This is a genomic window from Streptomyces sp. NPDC002623, assembly GCF_053592635.1.
The window spans coordinates 121,923-147,557 of the sequence record NZ_JBSFWB010000014.1; the positions used below are offsets into that span (position 1 = coordinate 121,923).

The 25,635-nt window shown below is 71.3% G+C and carries 15 protein-coding genes, 1 tRNA gene and 1 pseudogene; 2 read left to right on the forward strand and 15 right to left on the reverse strand.

Annotated elements, in window-relative coordinates; all coding sequences use genetic code 11:
• Positions 1-19: 19 nt before the first annotated feature.
• Positions 20-1,312: a glycosyltransferase family 2 protein gene (locus ACWD4O_RS25355; protein WP_451283104.1), complete on the reverse strand. Its 1,293-nt coding sequence runs from the start codon at positions 1,310-1,312 to the stop codon at positions 20-22.
• A gap of 839 nt (positions 1,313-2,151) precedes the next feature.
• On the opposite strand from ACWD4O_RS25355, the gene ACWD4O_RS25360 reads away from it, so the two are divergent.
• Positions 2,152-5,211: an FG-GAP-like repeat-containing protein gene (locus ACWD4O_RS25360; RefSeq protein WP_451283106.1), complete on the forward strand. Its 3,060-nt coding sequence runs from the start codon at positions 2,152-2,154 to the stop codon at positions 5,209-5,211.
• Between the two features lie 326 nt (positions 5,212-5,537).
• Here ACWD4O_RS25360 and ACWD4O_RS25365 read toward each other — a convergent pair.
• The 11 genes from ACWD4O_RS25365 to bldG all read right to left on the reverse strand — a co-directional run bounded on the left by ACWD4O_RS25365 (position 5,538) and on the right by bldG (position 21,974).
• Positions 5,538-5,611 (reverse strand) — tRNA-Thr (locus ACWD4O_RS25365).
• Positions 5,612-5,718: 107 nt separating this feature from the next.
• Positions 5,719-7,329: an alpha/beta hydrolase gene (locus tag ACWD4O_RS25370; RefSeq protein WP_451283107.1), complete on the reverse strand. Its 1,611-nt coding sequence runs from the start codon at positions 7,327-7,329 to the stop codon at positions 5,719-5,721.
• 91 nt (positions 7,330-7,420) lie between these two features.
• On the reverse strand, positions 7,421-8,626 hold the full coding sequence (locus ACWD4O_RS25375) for a DNA polymerase III subunit delta' (protein WP_451283109.1): 1,206 nt from the start codon (positions 8,624-8,626) through the stop codon (positions 7,421-7,423).
• A 166-nt stretch (positions 8,627-8,792) separates the two neighbouring features.
• Complete coding sequence (gene tmk, locus ACWD4O_RS25380; protein WP_451283111.1) at positions 8,793-11,966, reverse strand: dTMP kinase; 3,174 nt, start codon at positions 11,964-11,966, stop codon at positions 8,793-8,795.
• Between the two features lie 159 nt (positions 11,967-12,125).
• Positions 12,126-14,957 (reverse strand): type I DNA topoisomerase, encoded by a 2,832-nt coding sequence (gene topA / locus ACWD4O_RS25385; protein WP_451283112.1) that lies wholly within the window; start codon positions 14,955-14,957, stop codon positions 12,126-12,128.
• A 303-nt stretch (positions 14,958-15,260) separates the two neighbouring features.
• Positions 15,261-15,458 (reverse strand): hypothetical protein, encoded by a 198-nt coding sequence (locus tag ACWD4O_RS25390; protein WP_450952127.1) that lies wholly within the window; start codon positions 15,456-15,458, stop codon positions 15,261-15,263.
• A 442-nt stretch (positions 15,459-15,900) separates the two neighbouring features.
• On the reverse strand, positions 15,901-17,430 hold the full coding sequence (locus ACWD4O_RS25395; protein WP_451283115.1) for a DUF7059 domain-containing protein: 1,530 nt from the start codon (positions 17,428-17,430) through the stop codon (positions 15,901-15,903).
• A gap of 107 nt (positions 17,431-17,537) precedes the next feature.
• Positions 17,538-18,137: a small secreted protein gene (locus ACWD4O_RS25400; protein WP_451283117.1), complete on the reverse strand. Its 600-nt coding sequence runs from the start codon at positions 18,135-18,137 to the stop codon at positions 17,538-17,540.
• A gap of 194 nt (positions 18,138-18,331) precedes the next feature.
• Positions 18,332-20,737: a sodium-translocating pyrophosphatase gene (locus ACWD4O_RS25405; RefSeq protein ID WP_451283118.1), complete on the reverse strand. Its 2,406-nt coding sequence runs from the start codon at positions 20,735-20,737 to the stop codon at positions 18,332-18,334.
• Positions 20,738-21,086: 349 nt separating this feature from the next.
• Positions 21,087-21,521 carry an ATP-binding protein gene (locus ACWD4O_RS25410; RefSeq protein WP_451283120.1) on the reverse strand — a complete coding sequence of 145 codons (435 nt, stop codon included), beginning with the start codon at positions 21,519-21,521 and terminating at the stop codon, positions 21,087-21,089.
• Positions 21,522-21,632: 111 nt separating this feature from the next.
• A complete protein-coding gene (gene bldG, locus ACWD4O_RS25415; RefSeq protein WP_009189842.1) occupies positions 21,633-21,974 on the reverse strand; it encodes an anti-sigma factor antagonist BldG in 342 nt (113 codons plus the stop codon).
• 81 nt (positions 21,975-22,055) lie between these two features.
• Here bldG and ACWD4O_RS25420 point away from each other — a divergent pair, with 81 nt between their 5' ends.
• Positions 22,056-24,695 carry a DEAD/DEAH box helicase gene (locus ACWD4O_RS25420; protein WP_451283122.1) on the forward strand — a complete coding sequence of 880 codons (2,640 nt, stop codon included), beginning with the start codon at positions 22,056-22,058 and terminating at the stop codon, positions 24,693-24,695.
• Here ACWD4O_RS25420 and ACWD4O_RS25425 read toward each other — a convergent pair.
• The 3 genes and pseudogenes from ACWD4O_RS25425 to ACWD4O_RS25435 all read right to left on the reverse strand — a co-directional run.
• Positions 24,637-25,038, reverse strand: a pseudogene (locus ACWD4O_RS25425) (Rv3654c family TadE-like protein); the annotation flags it as partial. The gene ACWD4O_RS25420 and the pseudogene ACWD4O_RS25425 sit on opposite strands and share 59 nt — an antisense overlap.
• A complete protein-coding gene (locus ACWD4O_RS25430; RefSeq protein ID WP_451283124.1) occupies positions 25,035-25,379 on the reverse strand; it encodes a TadE family type IV pilus minor pilin in 345 nt (114 codons plus the stop codon). The pseudogene ACWD4O_RS25425 and the gene ACWD4O_RS25430, both read right to left, overlap by 4 nt.
• Before the next feature lie 46 nt (positions 25,380-25,425).
• Positions 25,426-25,635 (reverse strand): DUF4244 domain-containing protein, encoded by a 210-nt coding sequence (locus ACWD4O_RS25435; protein ID WP_451283126.1) that lies wholly within the window; start codon positions 25,633-25,635, stop codon positions 25,426-25,428.

The following is a 25,635-nucleotide window of genomic DNA, read 5'->3' on the forward strand; positions in this document are numbered from 1 at the left end:
GGGTGAGGGTGGCGACGTGTCATGACTGCTGCACCTCCGGCCACGAGGCCGTGGCGGTCCGCGTCGTGCCACCGAGGGACGCCGAGTTCTGTCCCTCGCCACCGACGCTGTCGCTGGTGCGGGTCAGCCAGCCCTGCTTGTTCATGGTGACGAAGGCGAACAGCTTGATCGGCAACGAGATCATGATGACGACGAGGGCCAGCACCGGCAGCAACAACACCTCCTGCGGGTGTCTGCGCAGATGGGAGTATCCGCGGATGCCGCGTCCCACGAACAGCCAGATCAACACCAGCACCACACCGCGGCCGGTCAGTTCCAGGCGGCTGAAGAGCAGATAGCCGAGCGCCATGCCCATCGTCACCGGCGTCAGCAGGATCTGCAGCACGGTGATCTTGGTGACCAGGGGGACCCGCCAGAGCCAGCCCTTGTACAGGGCGGTCAGATAGCAGCGGTAGGAGTTCCGGCTCCAGCGCACCCGCTGCTTGACGAAAGCGCGGAACGAGGAGGGGAACATCGACATCGCCCGCGCGGAGGACTGGTGCACGGTCTTGTAACCGGATGCCAGCACCAGCCAGGTCAGCCGTCCGTCGTCGCCGGCGACACAGCGGCGGCCCAGGAAGAACTCGTTCTCCAGGTTCTCCAGCACGGGCTCGATCGCGGCCCGACGATAGGCCGCCGTACGGCCGGACAGACAGGCCACCGCGCCCGCTCGGCCCATGGCCGGGACGTAGTCGTAGTAGCGAAGGTTGACCAGCCAGTCGGCGACGCGCCGCCAGATGCTGGTCCGGCGCTGGTAGACGTTCTGCTGGGTGCCGACTCCGCCGACCGCGGGGTCGACGAACGGCATCTGGACGGCGGCCAGCAGGCCCGGCTCCCAGCGGGTGTCCGAGTCCACCAGCACCACGAGCTCGCTCGTCGCGGCGCGGATGCCCACGCCCAGCGCCGACCGCTTGCCGCGGTGCTCGAACGCCAGCACCCGAACACGCGGATCCTGCACCTGAGCCAGCCTGTGCAGGACCTCTTTGTCCTCCACGTCCGGGACGATGATGACCTCGGTGGGATCCTGGGCCAGCCAGGTGTCCAGGCAGTCCACCAGGATGTCCGCGTCCTCGCGGTACGCCGGAACCACCACCGACACCGTGGTCCGGTAGTTGTTCACCACGGGCTTGGCGAACCGGGAGAGCACCGCCCGATAGAGCCACAGCCCCCAGACGAAGACGCCGGCGATGCCCAGTGGCATCACCTCGCGCCATGACGTCTCGGCGGTCGCCGTGACTATCCATGACCAGAAATCGTCGAAGAAGCTCGACACGAACCCAGACCCCCCAGCCGGAGCGTTGCCCAAACACGTGGGCGAAATGTGCGATGTTCGCGGTCTACACGGCGAAATCTAGGGCCGAAACGGTCCCTCTCGGCACACGGGCAACACAAAATTCACCTGGCACGTCCACAGAACGTTCACAAAGCGAGCGCCCCTTCAGCGAACACCTCGCCCCCGCATCGCTCACATCAAGCCATCGCCCGACAATGTGATTGATCGTCATATACGACCCGCAGTACGGGATTTGGACTCATCTCGAGCCGACGTCAACCCCTCCGCCGCCACCCCTGACGGCCGAGCGTCACAGCCTTCACAGAAGTAAAGTCGACGTGACGCACGTCACATGCCCTGGATCCGGGCTGGCGATTACATGTCACACACAGCTCACCAAATCGCCATCCACGCAGAGTTCCCGGGAGGCCGAAGGCCGGAATCGACGGCCGGAATCGACGGCCGGACCGACGGCCGGACCGACGGCCGCGCCGAGCGGAATGAGTGGTCACGACGCGGGCTTCAGGGCGGCGGGCGTTCGGAAGCCGAGGACGCCAACGGCTCCGCGCCAGGAATCGGATCGACCGAACCTCAGCACTTTTTACCAATGCCATGACAACCCAGTGCCCGAGTCCAGCAGTTGCTGTGTACGTTCTGTGCCGGGGGGAGCGAACACCATCGCCGCACGCCTCCCGCCGACGTCCTGACCATCGTCGGGCGACGGCTCGTCCGGGCGCGGATGGTCGCAGATCTCGTATCAGCGTCAGAAGGCAGCGCGCGGCTGACCCGACGGGATCGACCCTGATGCCCTGATGCCCTCTCTTCGCTCTGGAGGCCGTGTGGCCCGCAGTACCCCCGCCCGTGGCGTCGTCGCCGCGCTCGCGGTCCTCGCCGTCACCACCGGTCCCCTCCCGCTCGCCGCCCCGGCCGCCGCGGCCGCCGCGGACGGAAATACCAGCACCCCTCTCGCGGCGGAGAAGGTCTTCCAGTCGGACCGCTACGTCCCGCGCCGGGACCTCACCCACTCCGCCGGCCCGAGCGGTTATCTGCACGCCCAGGAAGGCCGTTCGGGCTACCTGTGGACGTCGTACGACACCGGCACGACAACCGAACTGGGCGCCCTGTCACAGACCGCGATCCCCGGCTCCCTCGGATCTTCGTCCGACATCGTGGCCGACGTGGTCTCGCGCACCGGGAAAGTCGTCCTCAGGGACCTGGCCGCCGGCACCACCACGGACGTCGTCGTCACCCACGGCACGTACTGGGCCACCTACGGCGCCCATGTGCTGACCCAGGCGCGGGACGCGGACGGCAACCGTGTGCTGTGGCTGTACGGCGGCGGCGCACCGTCCGACGGCACCCTCGTCGACGGCTGGCCGACCGGCATCACCGCCAACTTCACCGTGCTGGGCGGCGACAGCGGCACCGCCGTCGTCAGCTACGCCCTCGACGGCGCGCGGCACCTGGCGCTGGTCGACCTGGCCGCGGCGAAGGTCACCGCCGACGTGACGGTGGCCGCCGCGCCGACCGCGGTCGCCCTGAGCCCCGACCGGCTGGTCTGGTACGCGTACGGCGCCACGGCGCACGTCCTGGACCGTGCCGACCTGTCCGCCGCCGAGACGACCGTGACCCTGCCCGGCACCGAGGGCACCCCGCAGCTCGGCATCGCCGGCCGCTGGCTGGTGGTCGCCCGTTCCCTGCCGTCGTCACCCGGCAACCTGGTCGACAAGTCCGGTGAGCCTCTGAGGGCTGTCCCCCTCGCGGGCGGCGACGCGGTCACCCTGCTCCGGCACGCGAACACCTCGGTCACGCCGACCCCGGACGGCGGCCTGCTCGTCGTGGGCGGCGCGGACTCCGGGCATTGGGCGGTGCGCAAGGTCACCGACACGGGCACGGACCTGCCGACGCTGACGGAGGTGACCGCCGTGCCGCCGGTCGCCGCCAGGATCGACCGCCTCTCCCTGCAGAACGGCACGCTGGCCACCGACGAGGCCGACAGCAGCTTCCTGGCCGCCTACTACACCCGCCCGGTCTCCGCCGACGGCACACCGGGCACACCGGTCTGGCGGACCTGGAAGCACGAGCAGGCCGGCCCGTACGCCACCGGCGACGGCCGCGCGGTGGAATTCGTCGCCGACGCCAACCCCGACGTCGGTTCGTCCGTGGCGTCCATCGACCGCTCCGAAACAGCGGTCGGCTTCTACCTGCCTTCGGCCTCCGGCAGCGTCCTGGACGTCACCGGCCGCTACGCGGTCGTCAACGGCTCCTCCCCCGCCCGGCAGTACGTGGGCGACCTCGGCGTGTACACCGACCTGCGGCCCATCGTCACGCGTTCCGTCACGGCCGCCTCGGTGTGGGGAACCCAGCTGTGGACGCCGGGCGCCACCGCCGGCACGGTCACCGCCAAGGACCTGAAGACCGGCAAGGCGACCGCCACGGTGAGCACCGGCGCCCCCTGCGTCCCCAAAGAGCTTCAGGCCGTGGGCCGTTGGATCTACTGGTCGTGCGGCGCAACGGCGGCGGCGGGCGTCTGGGACCTCACGGCGAAGAAGAACATCTCCGTCCCGTCCGGCGAGGCACTGCTCGGCGACGGCTACCTCGTACGCCACGACACGTCGGCCGGGGCGCTCCTGCTGACCGCTTTCGCCGACGGCGCCGCGACCACCCGCGAGATCGGCGACCTCGCGGCGGGCGAGGCCGACCTGCGCGGGGTGACGTGGACGGTGGACAAGTTCGGCGGGCCCGCGGCCTACGTCGACGCCGACCACCGCGTCCACCTGGTGCCCAGCGGTGTCCCCACCCAGCCGCTCGACGCCATCGAGTCCGACACGAGCGTCGCCGCCGACGCCTCGTGGTGGCAGTGGCGCGGCCTGCTGTCCAAGCCCGCCGCCTCCTGGACGGCCACGCTCACCAGCAAGGCCACGGGCCAGGTCGTCCGTACCTACTCCGGCGGCGAGGTCGACGGCACGCTCACCGCGCGCTGGGACGAACGCGACACGGCGGGCTCGCTGGTCCCCAACGGCACGTACACCTTCACGCTGACCGCCCGGCCCGCCGACGGCTCCGGCAAGCCGCTGACGCTGTCCCGCCCGGTGAACGTGTCCACCGGGACCGCCGTACGCCACGACTTCACCAGCAGCGGCTCCAAGACGCCCGACGGCATCGGCGACGCCCTGACCCTCTCCCCGTCCGGGGTCCTCGGCTACCGGCCGAGCAACGGGGCGGGCGGCCTCAACGCGGCGATCTCGGCGTCGGGTTGGCCGTCCACGGTGACCCTCGTCCCCTTCGGCGACCTGAACGGCGACCGCCGGAACGACATCCTCGTCCGGTTCGGCACCGGCGAGCTGCGGGCGTACCGGACCCAGCGCGGCCAGGCCTTCACCCCCGGCACCCCGCACGTGTCGCTCGGCACCGGCTGGAACCAGTACAACGTGCTGACGTCGCCCGGCGACATCACCGGCGACGGCCTCGCGGACCTGATCGCGCGCAAGGCGTCGACGGGTGAGCTGTTCCTCTACAAGGGCACGAGCGCGGGGAAGCTGTCGGCACGGATCCGCATCGGAACGAACTGGTCGGTCTACAAGAAGATCGTGGGCGTCGGCGACCTCGACGGCGACGGCCGTGGCGAACTCCTCGTCCAGAACAAGGCGAACACCCTGTGGCGCTACGACGGCAACGGCGTCGGCGGCTTCTCCTCCGGAGTGAAGGTGGCCGCCGGCTGGGGCGCGTCGTACAACCTAGTCGCCGGAATCGGCGACATCACCGGCGACGGCAGGTCCGACATCATCGCCCGCGACACCTCCGGCACCGTCTGGCGCTACCCAGGCAACGGGAAGGGATCGTTCGGCGCCCGCGTGAAGATCGCCACGGGATGGGGGACCTACAAAGGCATCTTCTGACGACACCGACGGCTCGGAACTACGTGGCCCGGGAGGGTGGCGACCACATCCCCTGTCTGATGGAGCACAGGCAGCAGCAGGTGAAGCGGGCCGCCGCGAGCGACGCGTGAGAGGGGCACAAGGCCGTTTTCACCCCGGCCGGACGGTCGCCCCCTCGATCCCGCGACGCGCCGCGTGGGCGACACCCTCATGCCACGCCCCGAACCCGCAACTGAGACCAGAACCGAGACCACGAACAGCCGAACGGCCCGCACGCAGCGCCGTCGCCGCATCCGATAAAAGCAAAAGCCCCAGGTCACGGCGAGTGAGTCCTGAGGCTTCGGCAGAGCCGCCTTCGGGATTCGAACCCGAGACCTACGCATTACGAGTGCGTTGCTCTGGCCATCTGAGCTAAGGCGGCGCGCTGTCCGCACTATGGTGCGGTCAGCAACGTCGGTAAGTCTACACAGTTTCGAGGGGTGCTCCGCACCGGCTCCGGGGGCGGGGTGCGCGGGGTCCGCAGTGGGGCTATGAGCAGCGCTTTCCCTTCGACGGAGGGGTCCCGCGGAGCAGATACGCGTCGATCGCCGAGTCGATGCAGTCGCTGCCCCGGCCGTAGGCCGTGTGGCCGTCGCCCTCGTAGGTGAGGAGGCGGGCCGAGGCGAGCTGGCCGGCGAGGGAGCGGGCCCAGCGGTACGGCGTCGCCGGGTCGCGGGTGGTGCCGACGACGACGATCGGGGCGGCGCCCTTCGCCTCGATGCGGCGCGGCTCACCCGTGGCCCTGACCGGCCAGTACGCGCAGTTCAGGGAGGCCCAGGCGAGGCCCACGCCGAAGACCGGGGACGCCTTCTCGAAGGACGGCAGCGCCTTCTCGACCTGCTCCGGGGTGGCGAAGGCCGCCGGGAGGTCGAGGCAGTTCACAGCCGCGTTGGCGGCCATCAGGTTGGCGTAGCGGCCCTCGGCGCCCCGCTCGTAATAGCTGTCGGAGAGGACGAGCAGGCCCGAGCCGTCGTTCTGCTTCATCGCCGAGGTCAGCGCCTCGCGCAACTGCTCCCACGTGCTCTCGTCGTACATCGCCGCGATCACGCCGGTGGTGGCGAGGGCCTCGCCGAGCATGCGGCCGTCGGGGTCGCCGGCCGGGATCGGCCGCCGGTCGAGCTTCGCGAAGAAGGCCTTGAGGTTCTCGCCGACCTTGGCGGGAGCGGTGCCCTTGCGGCCGAGCGGGCAGTCGGGCTGCCGTACGCAGTCCTTCGCGAAGGACTGGAACGCCGTCTCGAACCCGGCCGTCTGGTCCAGGTTCAGCCGACGGGCGGGCAGCGACGGGTCCATCGCGCCGTCCAGGACGAGCCGGCCCACCCGGTCCGGGAACAGCCCCGCGTACGTCGCCCCGAGAAACGTCCCGTAGGACGCGCCCACATATGTCAGCTTCCCGTCGCCCAGGATCGCCCGCAGGATGTCCATGTCACGGGCCGCCTCCACGGTGGAGACGTGCCGCAGCAGCCGCGCCGAGTGCGCCCCGCAGCCCTCCGCGAACTCCTTGTACGCGTCGACGAGTTCGCCCGTCTCCCGCTGGTCGTCGGGGGTGGTGTCCGTCTGGGTGTACGCGTCCATCGCCCGCCCGTCGAGGCACTCCACCGGCTCGCTGCGGGCCACGCCGCGCGGGTCGACGGCGACCATGTCGTAGCGGGCGCGGACCTCGGCGGGGTAGCCGATGCCGGCGTACTGCTGCAGGTAGGCGACCGCGGAGCCGCCCGGGCCGCCCGGGTTCACCAGCAGGGAGCCGAGCCGCTTGCCCGGTCCCGTCGCCTTCTTGCGGTCGACCGCGAGCCGGACGTCGCCCGCGCTCGGATCGGCGTAGTCGAGCGGCGCCTTCATCGTGGCGCACTCGAAGCCGGGGACACCGCAGCTGCGCCAGCTCAGCTTCTGCCCGTAGTACGGCGCGAGCGCCGGCGGCGTGGCCCGCGGCAGCGCCGCGAGCGCCGCCATCGCCGTCGAACCGGCGGAACTCGACGACGCTTCTGCTGAGCAGCCGGAGACAAGGCCGCTGGAGACGAGCAGCGCGGCGAGCGACAGGAAAGCGACGCCGGTGCGGGACCTGCGAGACCTGTGGGACCTGCGGAGGGAGCGCCTGGTGTGCATCAAGCGAGCGTAACTCTGCGCAATGACGTGAACGCCGTCCGTACGCGATGTGCCACGGACGAGCGACCCCGTCAACCCACGGGCATCGATGTCACCCCGCTCTCAGGGCCATCGTCATCGCCTCGACCGCCAGCAGCGGAGCCACATTGCGGTCGAGGGCCTGTCTGCACGCGGCGATGGCCTCGATGCGGCGGAGGGTGGCCTCGGGGCTGCCGCCGCGGGCGAGCCGCTCCAGGGCGTCCTCTGCGTCCGCGTTGGCGATGGCGATGCGGGAGCCGAGCTGGAGGGCGAGCACGTCGCGGTAGAAGGCGGTCAGGTCGGTCAGCGCGACGTCGAGGCTGTCGCGCTGCGTGCGCGTCCGCCGACGCTTCTGCTTGTCCTCCAGGTCCTTCATCACACCCGCCGTGCCGCGCGGCATCCGGCCGCCCTGGACCGCGCCCAGCGCCGTCTTCAGCTCCTCGGTCTCCTTGCCGTCCCTCTCCTCCGCGAGCTGTCTGGCGTCCTCGGTGGCCGCGTCGACCAGTTCCTGGGCGGCTCTGAGGCAGCCGCCGACGTCGTCGACGCGCAGGGGCAGCTTCAGCACGGCCGCGCGGCGCTCGCGCGCGGCGGGGTCGGTGGCCAGGCGTCGGGCCCGGTCGACGTGCCCCTGCGTGGCCCGGGCGGCGGCCGCGGCGACGGCCGGCTCGATGCCCTCGCGCCGTACGAGCATGTCGGCGACGGCGTCCACGGAGGGCGTGCGCAGGTTCAGGTGCCGGCAGCGGGAGCGGATGGTCGGCAGCACGTCCTCCAGGGAGGGCGCGCAGAGCAGCCAGACCGTTCGCGGGGCGGGCTCCTCGACGGCCTTCAGGACGGCGTTGGCCGACTTCTCGTTCAGCCGCTCGGCGTCCTCCACGAGGATGATCTGCCAACGGCCCGTGGCGGGCGAGGTGTACGACTTGCGGACCGTGTCGCGCATGTCCTCGGCGAGGATCTGCGAGCCGACGGCGGCGACGGTGCTGACGTCGGCGTGGGTGCCGATGAGCGCCGTATGACAGCCGTCGCAGAACCCGCAGCCCGGGACGCCGCCGAGCGCCCGGTCCGGGCTCACGCACTGCAGCGCGGCGGCGAAGGCCCGCGCCACCTGGCTACGGCCGGCGCCGGGCGGGCCGGTGAACAGCCAGGCGTGCGTCATCTTCGACGCCTCCGGCGGCGGGGTGCCGGAGGTGGCCGCGGTGACGAGCGCGTCGGCGTCCCGAGCGGCAGCGGCCAGCTGTCCACTCACCTTCTCCTGCCCGACCAGGTCGTCCCACACGGTCATGCGTCACGCCGCCCTTTCGTCACGTTTCGCGCTGCGGGTTCCATTGTGCGGGGAGCCACTGACAATCGGGCCATTGCCGGTCGCCCCCCTCCAGCCCACAGCCGCTGGCCCCGGCCCCCGGCGCCCCGGCGCCTGGGCCCGGAACCCTGCCCGGGACCCTCAGCGGTTAGCGGCGCCTGCCCCGCCCGTGGCCCTCGTCGTGTCCGTCCTCGTCCCCGCGCGGTCCCAGGAGCTCGTCCGCCAGCGACGGCAGATCGTCCAGCGGGGTCTCCTCGGCCCAGTCCGGCCGCGGCCGCGGCCGTGGTGCGCCGGCCTCGTCGACCTGCGGCAGCTCGCGCGTACGGTCGTCGCCCCCGCCCTGCCCGTCCCGCTCGTCGCGGAAGTAGCCCGGCGGCACCCGGTCCGAAGGGTTCTCGTCCCGGACCGGAGGCAGTACGGCCGTCTCCTCCTCGGAGTTCTGTGCGCGCACCGGCGGCAGGACCGCCGTCTCGTCCGCGGCGCCCGCCGGCATCGGAGGCTGCGGCAGCTCCGCCGTCACCTCGGCGTCGGCCGAAAGCTGCTCGGGCTTCTTGTCCATGCGGATCGGCGGCAGCACGGCCGTCTCGTCCACCGGCCCGACCGGCGCCTTCGGCTGAGTCACGACCGGCGTCGGCACGGTGGTCGCCTCCGGAGGCGCGACCACGGGAGCCGAGGCCGCCTTGGGACGGGCCGTCGGCCTCGGGCCGACCTGCGCCGCGGCAGCGGCCTGCTCCGCCGCGCGCCGGGCCTGCTCGGCCCGCACCAGCGCCTCCTCGGCCTTCTGCTGCTTCTCCAGCCGCCGGGCCTCGGCCTCGGCACGCAGCCGGGCCTCCTCCTCGGCCTGCCTGCGACGCCGCTCCTCCTCCGCCTTGCGGCGGACCTCCTCCTCGGCGCGGGCCTTCTCCTCCGCGAGGAGCCGGACCCGCTCCTCCTCGGCACGCCTGCGTGCCTCCTCAGCGCGCAGCCGCGCCTCCTCGGCCTGCCGTTCGGCCTCGCGCCGCTGCGCCTCCTCCAGCTCGCGCCGCTTGCGCTCCTCCTCCTCGGCGCGCAGCTTGGCGAGCTGCTCCTCGCGCTCGCGCTCCAGGCGCTCCTCCTCGGCCTTGCGGGCGGCCTCTTCCTCGGCCTTGCGGCGGGCCTCCTCCTCGGCCTTCTTGCGCGCCTCCTCCTGGGCCTTGATCTCGGCCTCGGACAGGGGCAGCAGCTGGTCGAGCCGGTGCCGGACGACGGCCGTGACGGCCTCGGGCTCCTGGGCCGCGTCGACGACCAGGTAGCGGCCCGGGTCGGCGGCGGCGAGGGTGAGGAAACCGGAGCGCACGCGTGCGTGGAACTCCGCGGGCTCCGACTCCAGCCGGTCCGGGGCCTCCGTGAAGCGCTCGCGGGCGGCCTCCGGGGAGACGTCCAGCAGGACCGTCAGATGCGGCACCAGGCCGTTCGTCGCCCAGCGCGAGATCCGCGCGATCTCGGTCGGGGACAGGTCACGGCCCGCGCCCTGGTAGGCCACGGACGAGTCGATGTACCGGTCGGTGATCACCACCGCGCCGCGCTCCAGGGCGGGCCGTACGACCGTGTCGACGTGCTCCGCGCGGTCCGCCGCGTACAGCAGCGCCTCCGCGCGGTGCGAGAGCCCGGCGCTGGACACGTCCAGCAGGATCGAGCGCAGCCGCTTGCCCACGGGCGTGGCCCCCGGCTCGCGCGTGAGGACGACCTCGTGGCCCTTCGCCCTGATCCACTCGGCGAGCGCCTCGGCCTGGGTGGACTTGCCGGCGCCGTCGCCGCCCTCCAGGGCGATGAAGAAGCCGTTCGCGGCCCGGGCCGTCACCGGGTCGTCGCCGCCCAGCAGCGCGTCCCGCAGGTCCTGCCGCAGGGGTACGCCGGAGCGGTCGTCGACCTTGGCCAGCACCAGGGCGGCCACCGGCAGCAGCAGCGCCCCGACCAGCATCAGGGTGAACGCGGCGCCGCCGTGCGCGAACACGAACTTGCCGTTCTCCAGCCGGTGCGGCCCGATGAGCGCCGCGACCAGCGGGGCGATCACCGCGCCCAGCGCCACCAGGACCCGCACGACCGCGTGCAGATGCTCCGTGGTGCGCGTCCTGCGGTGCTCCTCGGTCTCCTGGTCGAGCAGTGCGTGCCCGGTGTTGGCGGCGACGCCCGCGCCGACGCCGGCCAGGGCCACGATCAGGAGCACGCTGGTGACGTCCGGAACGAGCCCGGCGGCCAGCAGCGCCACGCCGGTGAAGGCGATGGCCAGCGCGAGCAGCCGGCGCCGCGACAGCGACACCAGCACCTTGGGCGCCGTACGGACGCCGACGACGACCCCGCCGGTCAGCCCGAGCACGAGCAGCCCGTAGAGCACCGGGCCGCCGCCCAGGTCGGTGGCGTGCAGCACGGACACGGCGACGGCGGCGGAGATCGCCCCGGCGACGGCGGCGCAGGCGAGGACCAGCAGCGGGATCGCGCCCGTGCGGCCCGCCTCGACGCCGGTGGCGGTCCTGGGACGGCGCAGTCCTTCGAGCGGCGACCGCGCGCGCGGGGCGCGCACGCCGGGCAGCTCCAGGAACGTCACGATGGACAGCGATCCGGCGAAGAGCCCGCCGGCGACGTACGAGGCGAGGGCCGCCTGGTGCTGGCCGAACCAGTCGATCCCGGCACCCAGAAGATTGTTGAACAATGCCGCGACGACCAGCGTGGCCGCGCCCAGCGGGATCGCCACGAAGCCGGTGCGCAGCGACAGCCGGCGCAGGGCGTCCATGTGGTCCGGCAGCGGCCGCACGGTCGCGCCCTCCAGCGGCGGGGCGGGCAGCAGGGTCGGGGCCGCGCTCTCGCGGGCGACCGTCCAGAACCGTTCGGCGACTCCGGTCACGAAGACCGTGACGAGCAGCAGGGCCAGTGCGTCGTCCGGCGTCCAGTCGATCCACAGGGGCGCGACGATCAGCAGCGCGGCACGCAGCCCGTCCGCGCCGACCATGGTCCAGCGGCGGTCGAGCGGGCCGTCCGGCGAGGTCAGCGACGTCAAGGGGCCCAGGAGGACGGCGCCGAAGAGCAGAGTGGCCAGAATGCGCACCCCGAAGACGATCGCCACGGCGAACGCCACGCCCCGGTAGCCGCCTCCGAAGGAGCCCTCGGCGATGGCCGCCTGGAGGACGAGGAGGACGAACACCAGGAGTGCGAGGGCGTCGCCCACACCGCTCACCAGCTGCGCGCTCCAGAGCCGTTTGAGCTGCGGCTCGCGCAACAGGGCGCGCACGGCGCGCTCGCGGGAGTCCGCCACCAGGGCGTCGTCCGGGGCCGGGTGGTGGGCCGTTGGCTGCTCGGCTCGCGTCATGCTTTCAGCCTATCGGCCGCGACTGACAGCCTGTGGCCGCCGTCCGCACGTACGACCGCCCCGACACCAAAGTGATGCCGGGGCGTTCGTTCAGCGAACCCGCTGTGAAGGAACCGTGGCCGACGGGTCAGTCGTCTGCCGGATCAGTCGTCCGACAGGTCAGTCGTCCGACGGAGAAGCCGCAGCCTTCTTGGCGACCGTCTTCTTGGCGACCGTCTTCTTCGCGGTCGTCGTCTTGGCGGCGGTCTTCTTGGCCGCCGTCTTCTTCGCCGGGGCGGCCTTCTTCGCCGTCGTCGCCTTCTTCGCGGGCGCCTTCTTGGCCGTCTTCTTGGCCGGCGTCTTGGCGCGCTTCTCGGCGAGCAGCTCGTAGCCGCGCTCCGGGGTGATCTCCTCGACGCTGTCGCCGGAGCGCAGGGTCGCGTTGCTCTCCCCGTCGGTGACGTACGGCCCGAAGCGACCGTCCTTGACGACGACCGGCTTTCCGCTGACCGGGTCCGTGCCCAGCTCCTTCAGCGGCGGCTTGGCGGCGGCCCGGCCACGCTGCTTGGGCTGGGAGTAGATCTCCAGCGCCTCTTCGAGCGTGATCGTGAAGAGCTGGTCCTCGGTCTGCAGCGACCGCGAGTCCGTGCCCTTCTTCAGGTACGGGCCGTAGCGGCCGTTCTGCGCGGTGATCTCCACGCCTTCGGCGTCCTTGCCGACGACCCGGGGCAGGGACATCAGCTTGAGGGCTTCCGCCAGCGTCACCGTGTCCAGCGACATCGACTTGAACAGCGAGGCCGTACGCGGCTTGACGGCGTTCTTGCCGGTCTTCGGGGTGCCCTCGGGGAGCACCTCGGTGACGTACGGGCCGTAGCGGCCGTCCCTGGCGATGATCTGGTGGCCGGACTCGGGGTCGGCGCCCAGCTCGAAGTCGCCGCTCGGCTTGGCGAGCAGCTCCTCGGAGAGCTCGACGGACAGCTCGTCCGGCGCGAGGTCCTCGGGGATGTCCGCGCGCTGGTGGCCCTCGGAGTCCTTCTCGCCGCGCTCGATGTAGGGGCCGTAGCGGCCGACCCGCAGCACGATGTCGTTGCCCACGGGGAACGACGACACCTCGCGGGCGTCGATCGCGCCCAGGTCGGTCACCAGTTCCTTGAGACCGCCGAGGTGGTCCCCGTCGCCGTTGCCGGCGTCGGCGGCGGAGCCGCTGTCAGGCGTCGTCTCGCCGAAGTAGAACCGCTTGAGCCACGGCACGGACTGCGCCTCGCCGCGGGCGATGCGGTCGAGGTCGTCCTCCATCTTCGCGGTGAAGTCGTAGTCGACGAGCCGCCCGAAGTGCTTCTCCAGGAGGTTGACCACGGCGAAGGAGAGGAAGGACGGGACGAGCGCCGTGCCCTTCTTGAAGACGTAGCCGCGGTCGAGGATCGTGCCGATGATCGACGCGTACGTCGACGGGCGGCCGATCTCGCGCTCTTCGAGCTCCTTGACCAGGCTGGCCTCGGTGTAGCGGGCCGGGGGCTTGGTGGCGTGCCCGTCGACCGTGATCTCCTCGGCGGACAGCGCGTCGCCCTCGCCGACCTGGGGCAGGCGGCGCTCGCGATCGTCCAGCTCGGCGTTCGGGTCGTCGGCGCCTTCGACGTACGCCTTCAGGAAGCCGTGGAAGGTGATCGTCTTGCCGGAGGCGCTGAACTCGACGTCCCGGCCGTCGGCGGCGGCGCCGGCGATCTTCACCGTGACGCTGTTGCCGACCGCGTCCTTCATCTGGGAGGCGACCGTCCGCTTCCAGATCAGCTCGTAGAGCTTGAACTGGTCGCCGGTCAGGCCCGTCTCGGCAGGCGTGCGGAAACGATCACCCGAGGGGCGGATCGCCTCGTGCGCCTCCTGCGCGTTCTTGACCTTGCCGGCGTACGTCCGCGGCTGGGCCGGGAGGTAGTCGGCGCCATACAGCTGCGTGACCTGGGCGCGGGCGGCGGTGATCGCCGTCTCGCTCAGCGTCGTGGAGTCCGTACGCATGTAGGTGATGAAGCCGTTCTCGTACAGCTTCTGCGCCACCTGCATGGTGGCCTTCGCGCCGAAGCCGAGCTTGCGGCTGGCCTCCTGCTGCAGCGTCGTCGTACGGAACGGGGCGTACGGCGAGCGGCGGTAGGGCTTGGACTCGACGGACCGGACGGCGAACCGCGTGTTCTCCAGGGCGGCGGCCAGGGCGCGGGCGTTCGCCTCGTCGAGGTGGAGGATGTTCGCGCTCTTGAGTTGTCCCACGGAGTCGAAGTCGCGGCCCTGCGCGACTCGCCTGCCGTCGACGGCCTGCAGGCGGGCGACCAGCGACGACGGGTCCGACTGGTCACCGGCGCGGCCGGTCGAGAAGGTGCCCGTCAGGTCCCAGTACTCAGCAGAACGAAACGCGATGCGCTCGCGTTCCCGCTCCACGACGAGCCGGGTGGCGACGGACTGGACGCGGCCGGCCGACAGGCGCGGCATGACCTTCTTCCACAGGACCGGCGAGACCTCGTAGCCGTAGAGGCGGTCGAGGATGCGGCGGGTCTCCTGGGCGTCGACGAGCTTCTGGTTGAGCTGGCGCGGGTTGGCGACGGCGGCCTGGATCGCGGCCTTGGTGATCTCGTGGAAGACCATCCGCTTGACCGGGACCTTGGGCTTCAGCACCTCCTGGAGGTGCCATGCGATGGCCTCGCCCTCGCGGTCCTCATCGGTGGCGAGGAAGAGTTCGTCGGAGTCTCGCAGCAGGTCCTTGAGCTTCTTGACCTGCGCCTTCTTGTCGGCGTTGACGACATAGATCGGCTGGAAGTCGTGTTCGACGTCCACTCCGAGACGGCGGACCTCACCCGTGTACTGGTCCGGCACCTCCGCGGCACCGTTGGGAAGGTCGCGGATGTGCCCGACGCTGGCCTCGACGATGTAGCCGGGGCCGAGGTAACCCTTGATCGTCTTCGCCTTGGCAGGCGACTCGACGATCACGAGTCGGCGGCCGCCCTTCGCGGTCTCGCTGGTCGGGGACAACTTCGCTCTTCTCTCCGGTCGACTCTGGGGCCTCCCCAGGCCTTGCTCCCGGGGTCGGGTCATGGTGACGCTGCGGAGTGTGACGGTACATCCCGCCCCCGTGTCAAACGGGAAAAGCCCGCAACGGCCACTCGAACGGTAACCCGACTACCGCCATTCCTGCCGCCCGGAGTACCGACCAGCCCTTTTGCGTACGACCGGAAGGCGTCCTCCCCTTTATCGCCGTGACCACGCTCACGCGGCTTGCACGGGGAACCGACGGGATCCTCGAACATGGCCTCGGAGGTGGCCTTGAAGGCGGATTCAGAGGCGGGTGAAGCACCACGCCCCGGCGGCCAGGGCGACGACGGCGGCCAGGGTCGCGAGGGTCGCCGATGCGACGGGGCTCACACCTTGCGCCACGGGTTCACGCTGTCGCACCCGGACCGCGGTCCACACCAGCAGCGCGGCCCCGAACAGGGCGAACACCACTCCCGCGAAGATCGCCGGCCCAGTCTCCATGATCGTCCCCGCCCCTTTTCTCCACGCGCAGCCTTGGCCCCGGGAGGTTGTCACGCGCGGGCGGCACCCCGGCGAACCCGAGGTTAACGCCGGGACTACGGGCGGGGGCGAGAGGCGCGGCGAGCCGTCGACCGGGGCGCTGGGCGGCCTGGGCGGGCTGGGCGGGCGGGCTGGACCAGCGAGGGGTGACGCGCCCGTCTGGCGAGATGCGACGCGCCGGACGGGCGGGCCGCGCGGGCCGGGCGGGCGGGCTGGACCAGCCAGGGGTGACGCGCCCGTCTGGCGAGATGTGACGCGCCGGACCGGCGGGTTCTGACGCGCCGGACCGGCGGTGCAGGGCACGCCGGACCGGCGGTGCGGGGTGCGAGTGGCGACTTGGGCTGCGTGCCCCTCCGGGAACCCGACACGATGCTTTCCGGTCACCCTCCCCGTTCTCGCCGGCTCACTCCGCCGGTTCGAGGAACCCCTGCTCCACCAACAGACGGATCTGCGCCGGAGTACGGTCCCGCAACAACACCGCGTCCTCGCCGACCAGTTGGGCGATGGCGTCGAGAATGCGGCCGGCGCTCAGCGAGCCGTCGCACACGCCCGCGAAGCCCGCGCCGACCGTGTCCACCTTGGTGGCCCGCCGCATGCCGCGGTGCTGGCGCAGCACGACGTGCTCCGGATCATCGGCGCCGGGCAGCCCGACCTGCTCCTGGACGACCTCCGTGACCAGCCGGAAGCGCCCCGCGAGCAGGGCCGCGTCGTCGTGCACGCGCAGGTAGTCGAGCCGATCGAAGTGCGCCATGATCGTGTCGCCGAGCGGTTGTTCGACCGGGTGCGGCCACTCCTCCACCGTGATCACGGGCTCCGCGGACGCCGTCCTGCGCAACGTGATCCAGCCGAAGCCGACGGCCTTCACCTTGCGCGCCTCGAACTCGTCCAGCCATGCGTCGTAGTGCGCCTGGTACTCGGTCGGGTCGCCCCGGTGGTCACCGGCGTCCCTCAGCCAGAGTTCGGCGTACTGCGTGACGTCCTGCACCTCGCGCTGCACGATCCACGCGTCGCACCCGCGCGGCACCCACGACCTGAGCCTGTCCTGCCAGTCCTCCCCTTCCACGTGCTGCCAGTTGGCGAGGAACTGCGCGAACCCGCCCTCGCTCAGCCGTTCCCCCGCCCCCTGAACGAGCGAGCGGCACAGATCGTCCCCGCCCATCCCGCCGTCCCGGTAGGTCAGCCGGGCGCCCGGCGAGATCACGAACGGCGGGTTCGACACGATGAGGTCGTACTTCTCGTCGTCCCGGACCGGTTCGAACAGCGAGCCCTCGCGCAGCTCGGCGGCCGGGGCTCCGGACAGTGCGAGCGTGAGCGCGGTGATGTGCAGCGCGCGCGGGTTGAGGTCCGTCGCCGTCACGCGCGTGGCGTGCTGGGCGGCGTGCAGCGCCTGGATGCCGGACCCGGTGCCGAGATCGAGGGCGGCGGAGACGGGCCGGCGGACGGTGATGCCGGCGAGGGTCGTCGACGCGCCGCCGACGCCGAGGACGACGCCTTCGTCCTTGCTGCCGATGCCGCCCGCGCCGCCGACCGCGCACCCCAGGTCGGACACGATGAACCAGTCCTCGCCGCCCGGCCCGCCGTACGGCCGTACGTCCACGGTCGCGGCCACCTCGTCCGGGCCGGCGGGAAGCAGCCAGCCGCTCTCCACGCACGCGCGTACGGGCAGAAACTCCTCCACGCGTGCGTGCGGCACCGGCTGCTGGAGCAGGAAGAGGCGGACGAGCGTCTCCAGCGGGGTGTCCCCGCGGGTCGCGCGCAGCGCGGGCACGGTCTCGCTGCGCGCCAGGGCCGCGTAGGCGGGGGCGCCGAGCAGCTCGAGGAGACCGTCCGCGGTGAAGGAGGCCGCGAGCAGGGCCTCCCGCAGCCGGGCGGCGACCTCGGGGCGGTCGGCGGAGGGCAGGGGGGACCGGGTGGCGTTACTCACGCCCCCCATTGTCTCCCGTCACCCCTCGGGTGTCTGCGTCACCGCCCGGGTCGGCCGCCCCGGAGGATGCCCCGGGCCTCTCCCGGCGCATCCCGGAGCGTCCCGGCCACCCGGCTTCAGCTGGTCGTCGCGCGGGCCGAGGCGGAGGCGGCCACCTTCTTGCAGCTCTCCTGGCCGGCCATGGCGTCCTTGACGTCGCCCTGCTCGAGGTTCTTCAGCGCGGTGTTGCCGCTCTTGCTGAGGGTGCCGAGCTCGGTGGCGATCTGCTGCAGACCGTCGGCGAACTTCGCCTGGTCCTTCGTGTCCAGCGCGTCGACCTGCTTCTTCAGGCCGGCGTAGGAGGTCGAGAGGGTGGTGAGCGCCGCGACGGCGTCCTTCTGCTTCTTCTCGCCGTCGTCGACCCCGGGCGGGGCCCCGGCGGTCTGGACGGCCTGGGCCAGCGCGTTGTAGGCGTCGGACATGTCCTGGAAGGCCTGCGAGTCGGTCTTCTGGACGTTCGCCGGAGCGTTGTTGTCCGTGGCGGCCTGCTTGATCGCGTCGTTGGCGGCGTCGACCTTCGCGTCCTGGGCGGGCAGCGCGTCGCAGACCTGCTTGGCCCAGGCGTCGAGCTCCTTGTTGCCGTCGTCGCTGCTGCATCCGGACAGTGCCAGTACCAGTACCGCACCGCCGGACAGTACGGCCGCGAGCTTCTTGTTCACCGGTTTGGTCCCTTCCATGGCTCTCGGCCCCGGAACATACACGCCAACCGGGCGACACCCCCAGAACGGATGTCCGCTATAGGCATTATTGAAGCCATTTGCACCAAGAGAGAGAAGGCTCACGGCTCGGGCACACCCGCAGCACAGCGGGCGGTCGACGCGTCAACACGCGTCGACCGCCCGCCCTTTGAGCTGGGCACCGTCGAGCAGGTCTACGAAACCACCGCCGGATCGGCCGACTTGGCCGAGGTGCCGGCGTTGTCTTCGTCACCCACGGCGATGCCACGCCGCTTGGAGACATAGACCGCGACGACGATGACGGCGAGCGACAGGAGCGCGATCAGGATCCGCGCACCGATGCTCTTGTCCTCGCCGTAGCTGAACTTGATCACGGCCGGCGCGATGAGCAGCGCCACCAGGTTCATGACCTTGAGCAGCGGGTTGATCGCGGGACCCGCGGTGTCCTTGAACGGGTCGCCGACCGTGTCGCCGATCACCGTGGCCGCATGCGCCTCACTGCCCTTGCCGCCGTGATGGCCGTCCTCGACGAGTTTCTTGGCGTTGTCCCACGCGCCGCCGGAGTTGGCCAGGAACACCGCCATCAGCGTGCCCGAGCCGATCGCGCCCGCCAGGAACGCGCCGAGCGCGCCCACGCCGAGGGTGAACCCGACGAAGATCGGCGCCAGCACGGCCAGCAACCCGGGGGTCGCGAGTTCGCGCAGGGCGTCCCTGGTGCAGATGTCGACGACCTTGCCGTACTCCGGCTCCTCGCTGTAGTCCATGATCCCCGGGTGCTCGCGGAACTGCCGCCGCACCTCGAACACCACGGAACCCGCCGACCGCGACACCGCGTTGATCGCCAGCCCCGAGAAGAGGAAGACGACCGCCGCGCCCGCGATCAGGCCGACGAGGTTGTTGGGCTGCGAGATGTCCATCATCAGGCTCATCGGCGCGCCCTCCCCGGAGAGCTTCTCGCCGACGTCCTGCGCACCCGTGGTGATCGCGTCCCGGTACGACCCGAAGAGCGCCGACGCCGCCAGGACTGCGGTGGCGATGGCGATGCCCTTGGTGATGGCCTTGGTCGTGTTGCCGACGGCGTCGAGGTTGGTGAGCACCTGCGCGCCCGCGCCCTGGACGTCTCCGGACATCTCCGCGATGCCCTGGGCGTTGTCGGAGACCGGCCCGAAGGTGTCCATCGCGACGATCACGCCGACCGTGGTGAGCAGACCGGTGCCGGCCAGCGCCACCGCGAACAGCGCCAGCATGATCGACGTGCCGCCGAGCAGGAACGCCCCGTACACGCCCAGGCCGATCAACAGGGCGGTGTAGACGGCCGATTCGAGCCCGACGGAGATACCGGCGAGGACGACGGTGGCCGGGCCCGTCAGCGACGACTTGCCGATGTCACGCACCGGTCGGCGGGTGGTCTCGGTGAAGTAGCCCGTCAACTGCTGGATGACGGCGGCCAGGAGAATGCCGATCGCCACGGCGACGAGGGCGAGGATGCGCGGGTCGCCGTTCTTGCTCTGGATCGCCGCGTCGGTGACGCCGTCGAGGTCGGCGTACTTTCCGGGGAGATAGAGGAAGACGGCGACCGCGACCAGCACGAGCGAGATCACCGCGGAGATGAAGAAGCCCCGGTTGATCGCGGACATGCCACTGCGGTCGGTGCGGCGCGGGGCGACCGCGAAGATCCCGACCATGGCCGTGAGCACGCCGATCGCGGGGACGAGCAGCGGGAAGGCGAGCCCGGCGTCGCCGAAGGCCGCCTTGCCGAGGATCAGCGCGGCGACCAGGGTCACGGCGTACGACTCGAACAGGTCGGCCGCCATGCCGGCGCAGTCTCCGACGTTGTCGCCCACGTTGTCGGCGATGGTCGCGGCATTGCGCGGATCGTCCTCCGGAATGCCCTGCTCGACCTTGCCGACCAGGTCGGCGCCGACGTCGGCGGCCTTGGTGAAGATGCCGCCGCCGACCCTCATGAACATGGCGATGAGTGCCGCGCCGAGCCCGAAGCCCTCGAGCACCTTCGGCGCGTCGGCCGCGTAGACCAGCACCACACACGCGGCGCCGAGCAGGCCGAGCCCCACCGTGAACATGCCGACGACGCCGCCGGTACGGAATGCGATCTTCATTGCTTTGTGCGAGACGGCGGTGAGATCCTTTTCCGGTTCGCCTGCTGCCGGAGTCGCTTCCCGGGCCGCCGCGGCGACACGCACATTACTGCGCACGGCGAGCCACATGCCGATATAGCCGGTGGCCGCCGAGAACGCGGCGCCGATCAAGAAGAACACCGATCGTCCGGCGCGCTGGTTCCAGTCGTCCGCGGGCAGCAGCATGAGCAGGAAGAACACGACCACGGCGAAAACGGCGAGCGTGCGCAGTTGCCGGGCCAGATAGGCGTTGGCGCCTTCCTGGATGGCCGCTGCGATCTTCTTCATGCTGTCGGTGCCCTCGCCCGCCGCGAGCACTTGGCGCAGTAGCACGCCCGCGACCACGAGCGCGGCCAGTGCCACGACCGCGATGACCACCACGAGCAGGCGGTTGCCGTCGGTCAGCACTGCGGCTGCGAAGGTTGTGGAGTGGTCCAACCGATGAGGGGTAGAAAGCCCCGCCATTCGTCCTCCTTGACGCTTGGGCTGAGCTCAAGATGTGGACGGATTGTAGGTACCGGAACCTGATCAAAACAGTGTGCGGCAAACGGAATTCGCCTTCGCACGCAAAACCCGCATGATCCTGAATGATCCAGCACGGTAATGCCTTCAAGGCATTGTCGTTCGTGAATTCATTCACGATATTCGCGGCAAGATTCACTGCACCGGGATTCCAAGATCCCGAGACTCCAAGATTCATTTCACGGAACCACTGTAAGCGCGGTCACCGAGGTCCGCACATGCCGAAGGGCCCTACGAGGTAGGGCCCTTCGGGTGAGTGAATCGCGAGGCTCGGGTCAGGACGGGCGACGGGTCAGGACAGCGCCGCAGTCGCCGACGTGCTCGGCCAGGTCATACGGATCAGTCCGCCGTGCTCGCCGGCGGTGACCTCCACGTCGTCGACGAGGCCGCTGATGACCGCGAGGCCCATCTCGTCCTCCTCGGCCTCCGCGTCGGCCTCGGCGCCGGAGCCGGGCGCCCGGTCACCGGGCGCCGAGCGTGGCGCCTCGTCGCCGACCTCGATGGAGAACTGTTTCTCCTCCTCGATCAGCAGCACCTTCACCGGCGCGGAGATACCGCCCGTCTGGTGCAGTCCGACGGCGCGGGTGCAGGCCTCGCCGACGGCGAGCCTGACCTCGTCGAGGACGGCCTCGTCCACCCCGGCCCTGCGCGCAACCGCTGCCGCCACCAGTCGGGCGGTCCTGACGTGCTCGGGCAGCGCGCTGAAGCGGAGTTCAACGGTGGCCATACGTCCCCCTCGGAACTACGGGCGTGCTGTCGGGGGGCCGGGCCACCGAGCCCGGTCCCCCTACTTCGTTCAACCAGCCGTGCCGGGCCGCGCGGGCCCGGAACGGGGTGGTCAGTCGGTGGCAGCGACCGCTTCGTCGACCGAGGTGTGGATCGGAAACACCTTGGTCAGACCAGTGATGCGGAAGATCTTCAAAATACGCTCCTGGTTGCAGACCAGGCGGAGCGAACCCTCATGGGCACGCACCCGCTTCAGTCCGCCGACCAGCACGCCGAGCCCGGTGGAGTCGAGGAAGTCCACGCCCTCCATGTCAACGACGAGGTGGAAATTCCCGTCGTTCACCAGCTCGACCAGCTGCTCGCGCAACTTGGGCGCGGTATATACGTCGATTTCGCCACCGACCTCGACGACCGTACGATCGCCGACGGTACGGGTCGACAGAGACAGGTCCACGGATCCTCCAGCACCTTGCTATCGAGCGGTCGCCCCTCGGAACACCTGGGCAGGAGTCCCCGGGACGGTACGCCAGCCGCGATGGCATTCAATCACTTACCGGCAGGCGTGCACGACGCCTTGGCCCCATTGTCCGTCACGCCAGTGACACACTCGGTGCCGATGGCCAAGAATCACCGATCCGATCGCCCCTTGCCCGAGGCCGCGCCCCGGCTGTCTCCGGGCGCGCTCCTGGACCGGCTCGCCCCGGGACCGAGCCGGGCATCGCGCATCACTCATACGGAGCACTTGCCCCCGCGCGAGGGTCGCCATGCCATCTGGCCGGACCGGATTCGTTCCGAGGTCATCGCGGCCGTGCAGGCCCGCGGCATCGAACACCCCTGGGCCCACCAGGCCCGGGCCGCCGAGCACGCGCTGGACGGCGACTCGGTGGTCGTCGCCACGGGCACCGCTTCCGGCAAGTCGCTGGCGTACCTGGTACCCGTCCTCTCGGCCCTCCTGGACGGCTCGGAGGCCCCCAACGGCCGTGGGGCGACCACCCTCTACCTGGCCCCCACCAAGGCCCTGGCGGCCGATCAGTGCCGCTCCGTGAAGGAACTTTCACAACCTCTGGGCAACTCCGTGCGGCCGGCCGTCTACGACGGCGACACCCCGTTCGAGGAACGGGAGTGGATCCGCCAGTACGCCAACTACGTCCTGACCAACCCGGACATGCTGCATCGGGGCATCCTGCCGTCCCACCCCCGCTGGTCCTCCTTCCTGAAGTCCCTGAAGTACGTCGTCATCGACGAGTGCCACACCTATCGCGGCGTGTTCGGCTCCCACGTCGCCCAGGTGCTGCGCCGTCTGCGCAGGCTGTGCGCCCGCTACGGCGCCTCCCCGGTCTTCCTGCTGGCCTCCGCGACGGCCGCGGAGCCCTCGGTGGCCGCCGGCCGCCTCACCGGCCTCCCGGTGGTCGAGGTCGCCGACGACGCCTCACCCCGCGGTGAACTGGTGTTCGCCCTCTGGGAGCCCCCGCTCACCGAGATGGCGGGCGAGAAGGGCGCACCCGTCCGGCGTACCGCCATCGCCGAGACCGCCGACCTGCTGACCGACCTCGCCATTCAGGGCGTACGCACCGTCGCCTTCGTCCGCTCCCGGCGCGGCGCCGAGCTGATCTCGGTGATCGCCCAGGAACGCCTCGCCGAGGTCGACCGCTCGCTCGCCCGGCGTGTCGCGGCCTACCGCGGCGGCTACCTCCCCGAGGAACGCCGCGCCCTGGAGCAGGCCCTGCACTCGGGCGAACTCCTCGGTCTCGCCGCGACCACCGCCCTGGAGCTCGGCATCGACGTCTCCGGCCTCGACGCCGTCCTGATCGCCGGCTACCCGGGCACGCGCGCGTCCCTGTGGCAGCAGGCAGGCCGGGCGGGCCGGTCCGGACAGGGCGCGCTGGCCGTGCTGATCGCCCGGGACGACCCGCTGGACACCTTCCTCGTCCACCACCCCGAGGCGCTGTTCGACCGCCCGGTGGAGTCGACGGTCCTCGACCCCGACAACCCCTATGTGCTCGCCCCGCACCTGTGCGCGGCCGCCGCCGAACTCCCCCTGACCGAGGAGGACCTGGCCCTGTTCGGCCCCGAGACCGAGGGCCTGCTGCCGCAGTTGGAGGCCGCGAAGCTGCTGCGGCGCCGGACCAAAGCCTGGCACTGGACCCGCCGGGAACGGGCCGCCGACCTCACGGACATCCGCGGCGGGGGCGGCCGACCGGTCCAGGTCGTCGAGGCCGGGACGGGCCGACTGCTCGGCACGGTCGACGCGGGCGCCTCCCACACCGCCGTCCACGAGGGCGCCGTCCACCTCCACCAGGGCCGCACGTATCTCGTGCGTTCCCTGGACCTGGAGGACTCCGTCGCCCTCGTCGAACAGGCCGACCCGCCGTACTCGACGGTCGCCCGCGACACGACGTCGATCTCCGTCCTGGAGACGGACGTCGAAATCCCCTGGGGCCAGGGCCGGTTGTGCTACGGCTCCGTCGAAGTCACCAACCAGGTCGTCTCCTTCCTGCGTCGACGTGTCATCACCGGTGAAGTCCTGGGCGAGTCGAAGCTCGACCTCCCTCCTCGGACGCTGCGCACGCGTGCCGTGTGGTGGACGGTCACCGAGGACCAGCTGGACGCCGCCCGGATCAACCCCGAGATCCTCGGCGGGGCCCTGCACGCCGCCGAACACGCCTCGATCGGCATGCTGCCCCTCTTCGCGACCTGCGACCGCTGGGACATCGGCGGCGTGTCGGTCCCGCTGCACCCCGACACGCTCCTCCCGACGGTCTTCGTCTACGACGGCCATCCCGGCGGCGCGGGCTTCGCGGAGCGCGCCTTCCACACGGCCCGCTCCTGGCTGACGGCCACCCGGCAGGCCATCGCCTCCTGCGAGTGCGACGCCGGCTGTCCGTCCTGCATCCAGTCCCCCAAGTGCGGCAACGGCAACGACCCGCTGCACAAGAGGGGCGCGGTACGCCTGCTCACGGAACTCCTGCGGGAGGCCCCTGAGGAGAAGCCTGCGGAGCAGCCCGAGAAAAAGCCTGAGGAGAGGCCTGAGGGGAGGCCTGAGGAGCAGGTGGAGCAGGTGGAGGGGGCGGAGGCGACACCGACCGAGACACCGAAGGAGACATCGGAGGAGGCAACGGAGAAGGCAACGGAGGCTGATGGGGCACCGCATCCGCCGGGCCCGCCCGCGCCCTGACCTCGGCCGCGAACATGCCCCGCCCCGAAGCCGCCGTCACGTCCGAGATCTCACCGACGACGGCGCATCGCACCAGTCGCGCGCCCTGCGCCCGAGCCACCCGGTCCGCCCGCGCACAGGCCTGCGCGCCGCCGTCGGACCAGTGGCCGGCTGCCGCCAGCGCCGCGAGGTCGGCGCCGCCCGCGGCCCGGTGCCGGGCCGCCACCGCCTGCCCGAGGGCGAGCACGACGCCGAACACCACACACAGCACGGCGATCGCACCGAGGCTCCAGACGGTCGCGGAGCCACGATCGGCTTCCCCGTGACGCGCTAGCCCTCCGGCTCCGAAGAGACGGCCCTTCATGGCGCTGTCTCCCCGCCTGCCGTCCCCACGGCCTCCTCCGCCGCGGCAACGGCCTCCTCCCGCACCTCGAAGGGCAGCCCTCGCAGCACGGGCGGCTTCGCCACGACGACCACACGAACCTGGTCCCCCTCCCGGCGGACCGTCACCTCCGCCCCGCGCGGCGCCGTCCCACGGGTCACCTGGAGGACCGCGTCGGCCGGGTCCTGCCGAGCCGCCGCCCGGGCACCGGTCCTGGCCGCGTCCACGCACTGGATCTGAGCCGCCATGACGAGCAGCCCCCAGACCAGCGCCATCGCGAACGCCACCAGCACCGGCAGCACCACGGCCGACTCCGCCGTCACGAACCCCTGGTCCCCGCCGCACACCCGCCGACGAGCGCGCCGCAGCTCACGCCCCCGCACTGAGTGCCCGATTCACGAGTGCCTGCAGTTGAGCGCCGACCACGTCGCTCGTCACCACCTGATGGAGCAGCACGGCGAAACCGACGGCCGCCACGATCCCCATCGCGTACTCGGACGTCACCATCCCCGCGTCCCTCCGCGCCGCACGCGCCCTGCACATCACAGCCCGCAGCCGCGCCCATACCGCCTTGCACAT

Excerpts from the sequence above, each read along its gene's own strand:
- ACWD4O_RS25375 (WP_451283109.1), bottom strand. The coding sequence starts at position 8,626 with ATGACCGTGTGGGACGACCTGGTCGGGCAGGAGAAGGTGAGTGGACAG.
- ACWD4O_RS25370 (WP_451283107.1), bottom strand. The coding sequence starts at position 7,329 with ATGCACACCAGGCGCTCCCTCCGCAGGTCCCACAGGTCTCGCAGGTCC.
- ACWD4O_RS25435 (WP_451283126.1), bottom strand. The coding sequence starts at position 25,635 with ATGTGCAAGGCGGTATGGGCGCGGCTGCGGGCTGTGATGTGCAGGGCG.
- ACWD4O_RS25400 (WP_451283117.1), bottom strand. The coding sequence starts at position 18,137 with ATGGAAGGGACCAAACCGGTGAACAAGAAGCTCGCGGCCGTACTGTCC.
- ACWD4O_RS25390 (WP_450952127.1), bottom strand. The coding sequence starts at position 15,458 with ATGGAGACTGGGCCGGCGATCTTCGCGGGAGTGGTGTTCGCCCTGTTC.
- ACWD4O_RS25395 (WP_451283115.1), bottom strand. The coding sequence starts at position 17,430 with ATGGGGGGCGTGAGTAACGCCACCCGGTCCCCCCTGCCCTCCGCCGAC.
- tmk (WP_451283111.1), bottom strand. The coding sequence starts at position 11,966 with ATGACGCGAGCCGAGCAGCCAACGGCCCACCACCCGGCCCCGGACGAC.
- ACWD4O_RS25410 (WP_451283120.1), bottom strand. The coding sequence starts at position 21,521 with ATGGCCACCGTTGAACTCCGCTTCAGCGCGCTGCCCGAGCACGTCAGG.
- ACWD4O_RS25420 (WP_451283122.1), top strand. The coding sequence starts at position 22,056 with ATGGCATTCAATCACTTACCGGCAGGCGTGCACGACGCCTTGGCCCCA.
- ACWD4O_RS25405 (WP_451283118.1), bottom strand. The coding sequence starts at position 20,737 with ATGGCGGGGCTTTCTACCCCTCATCGGTTGGACCACTCCACAACCTTC.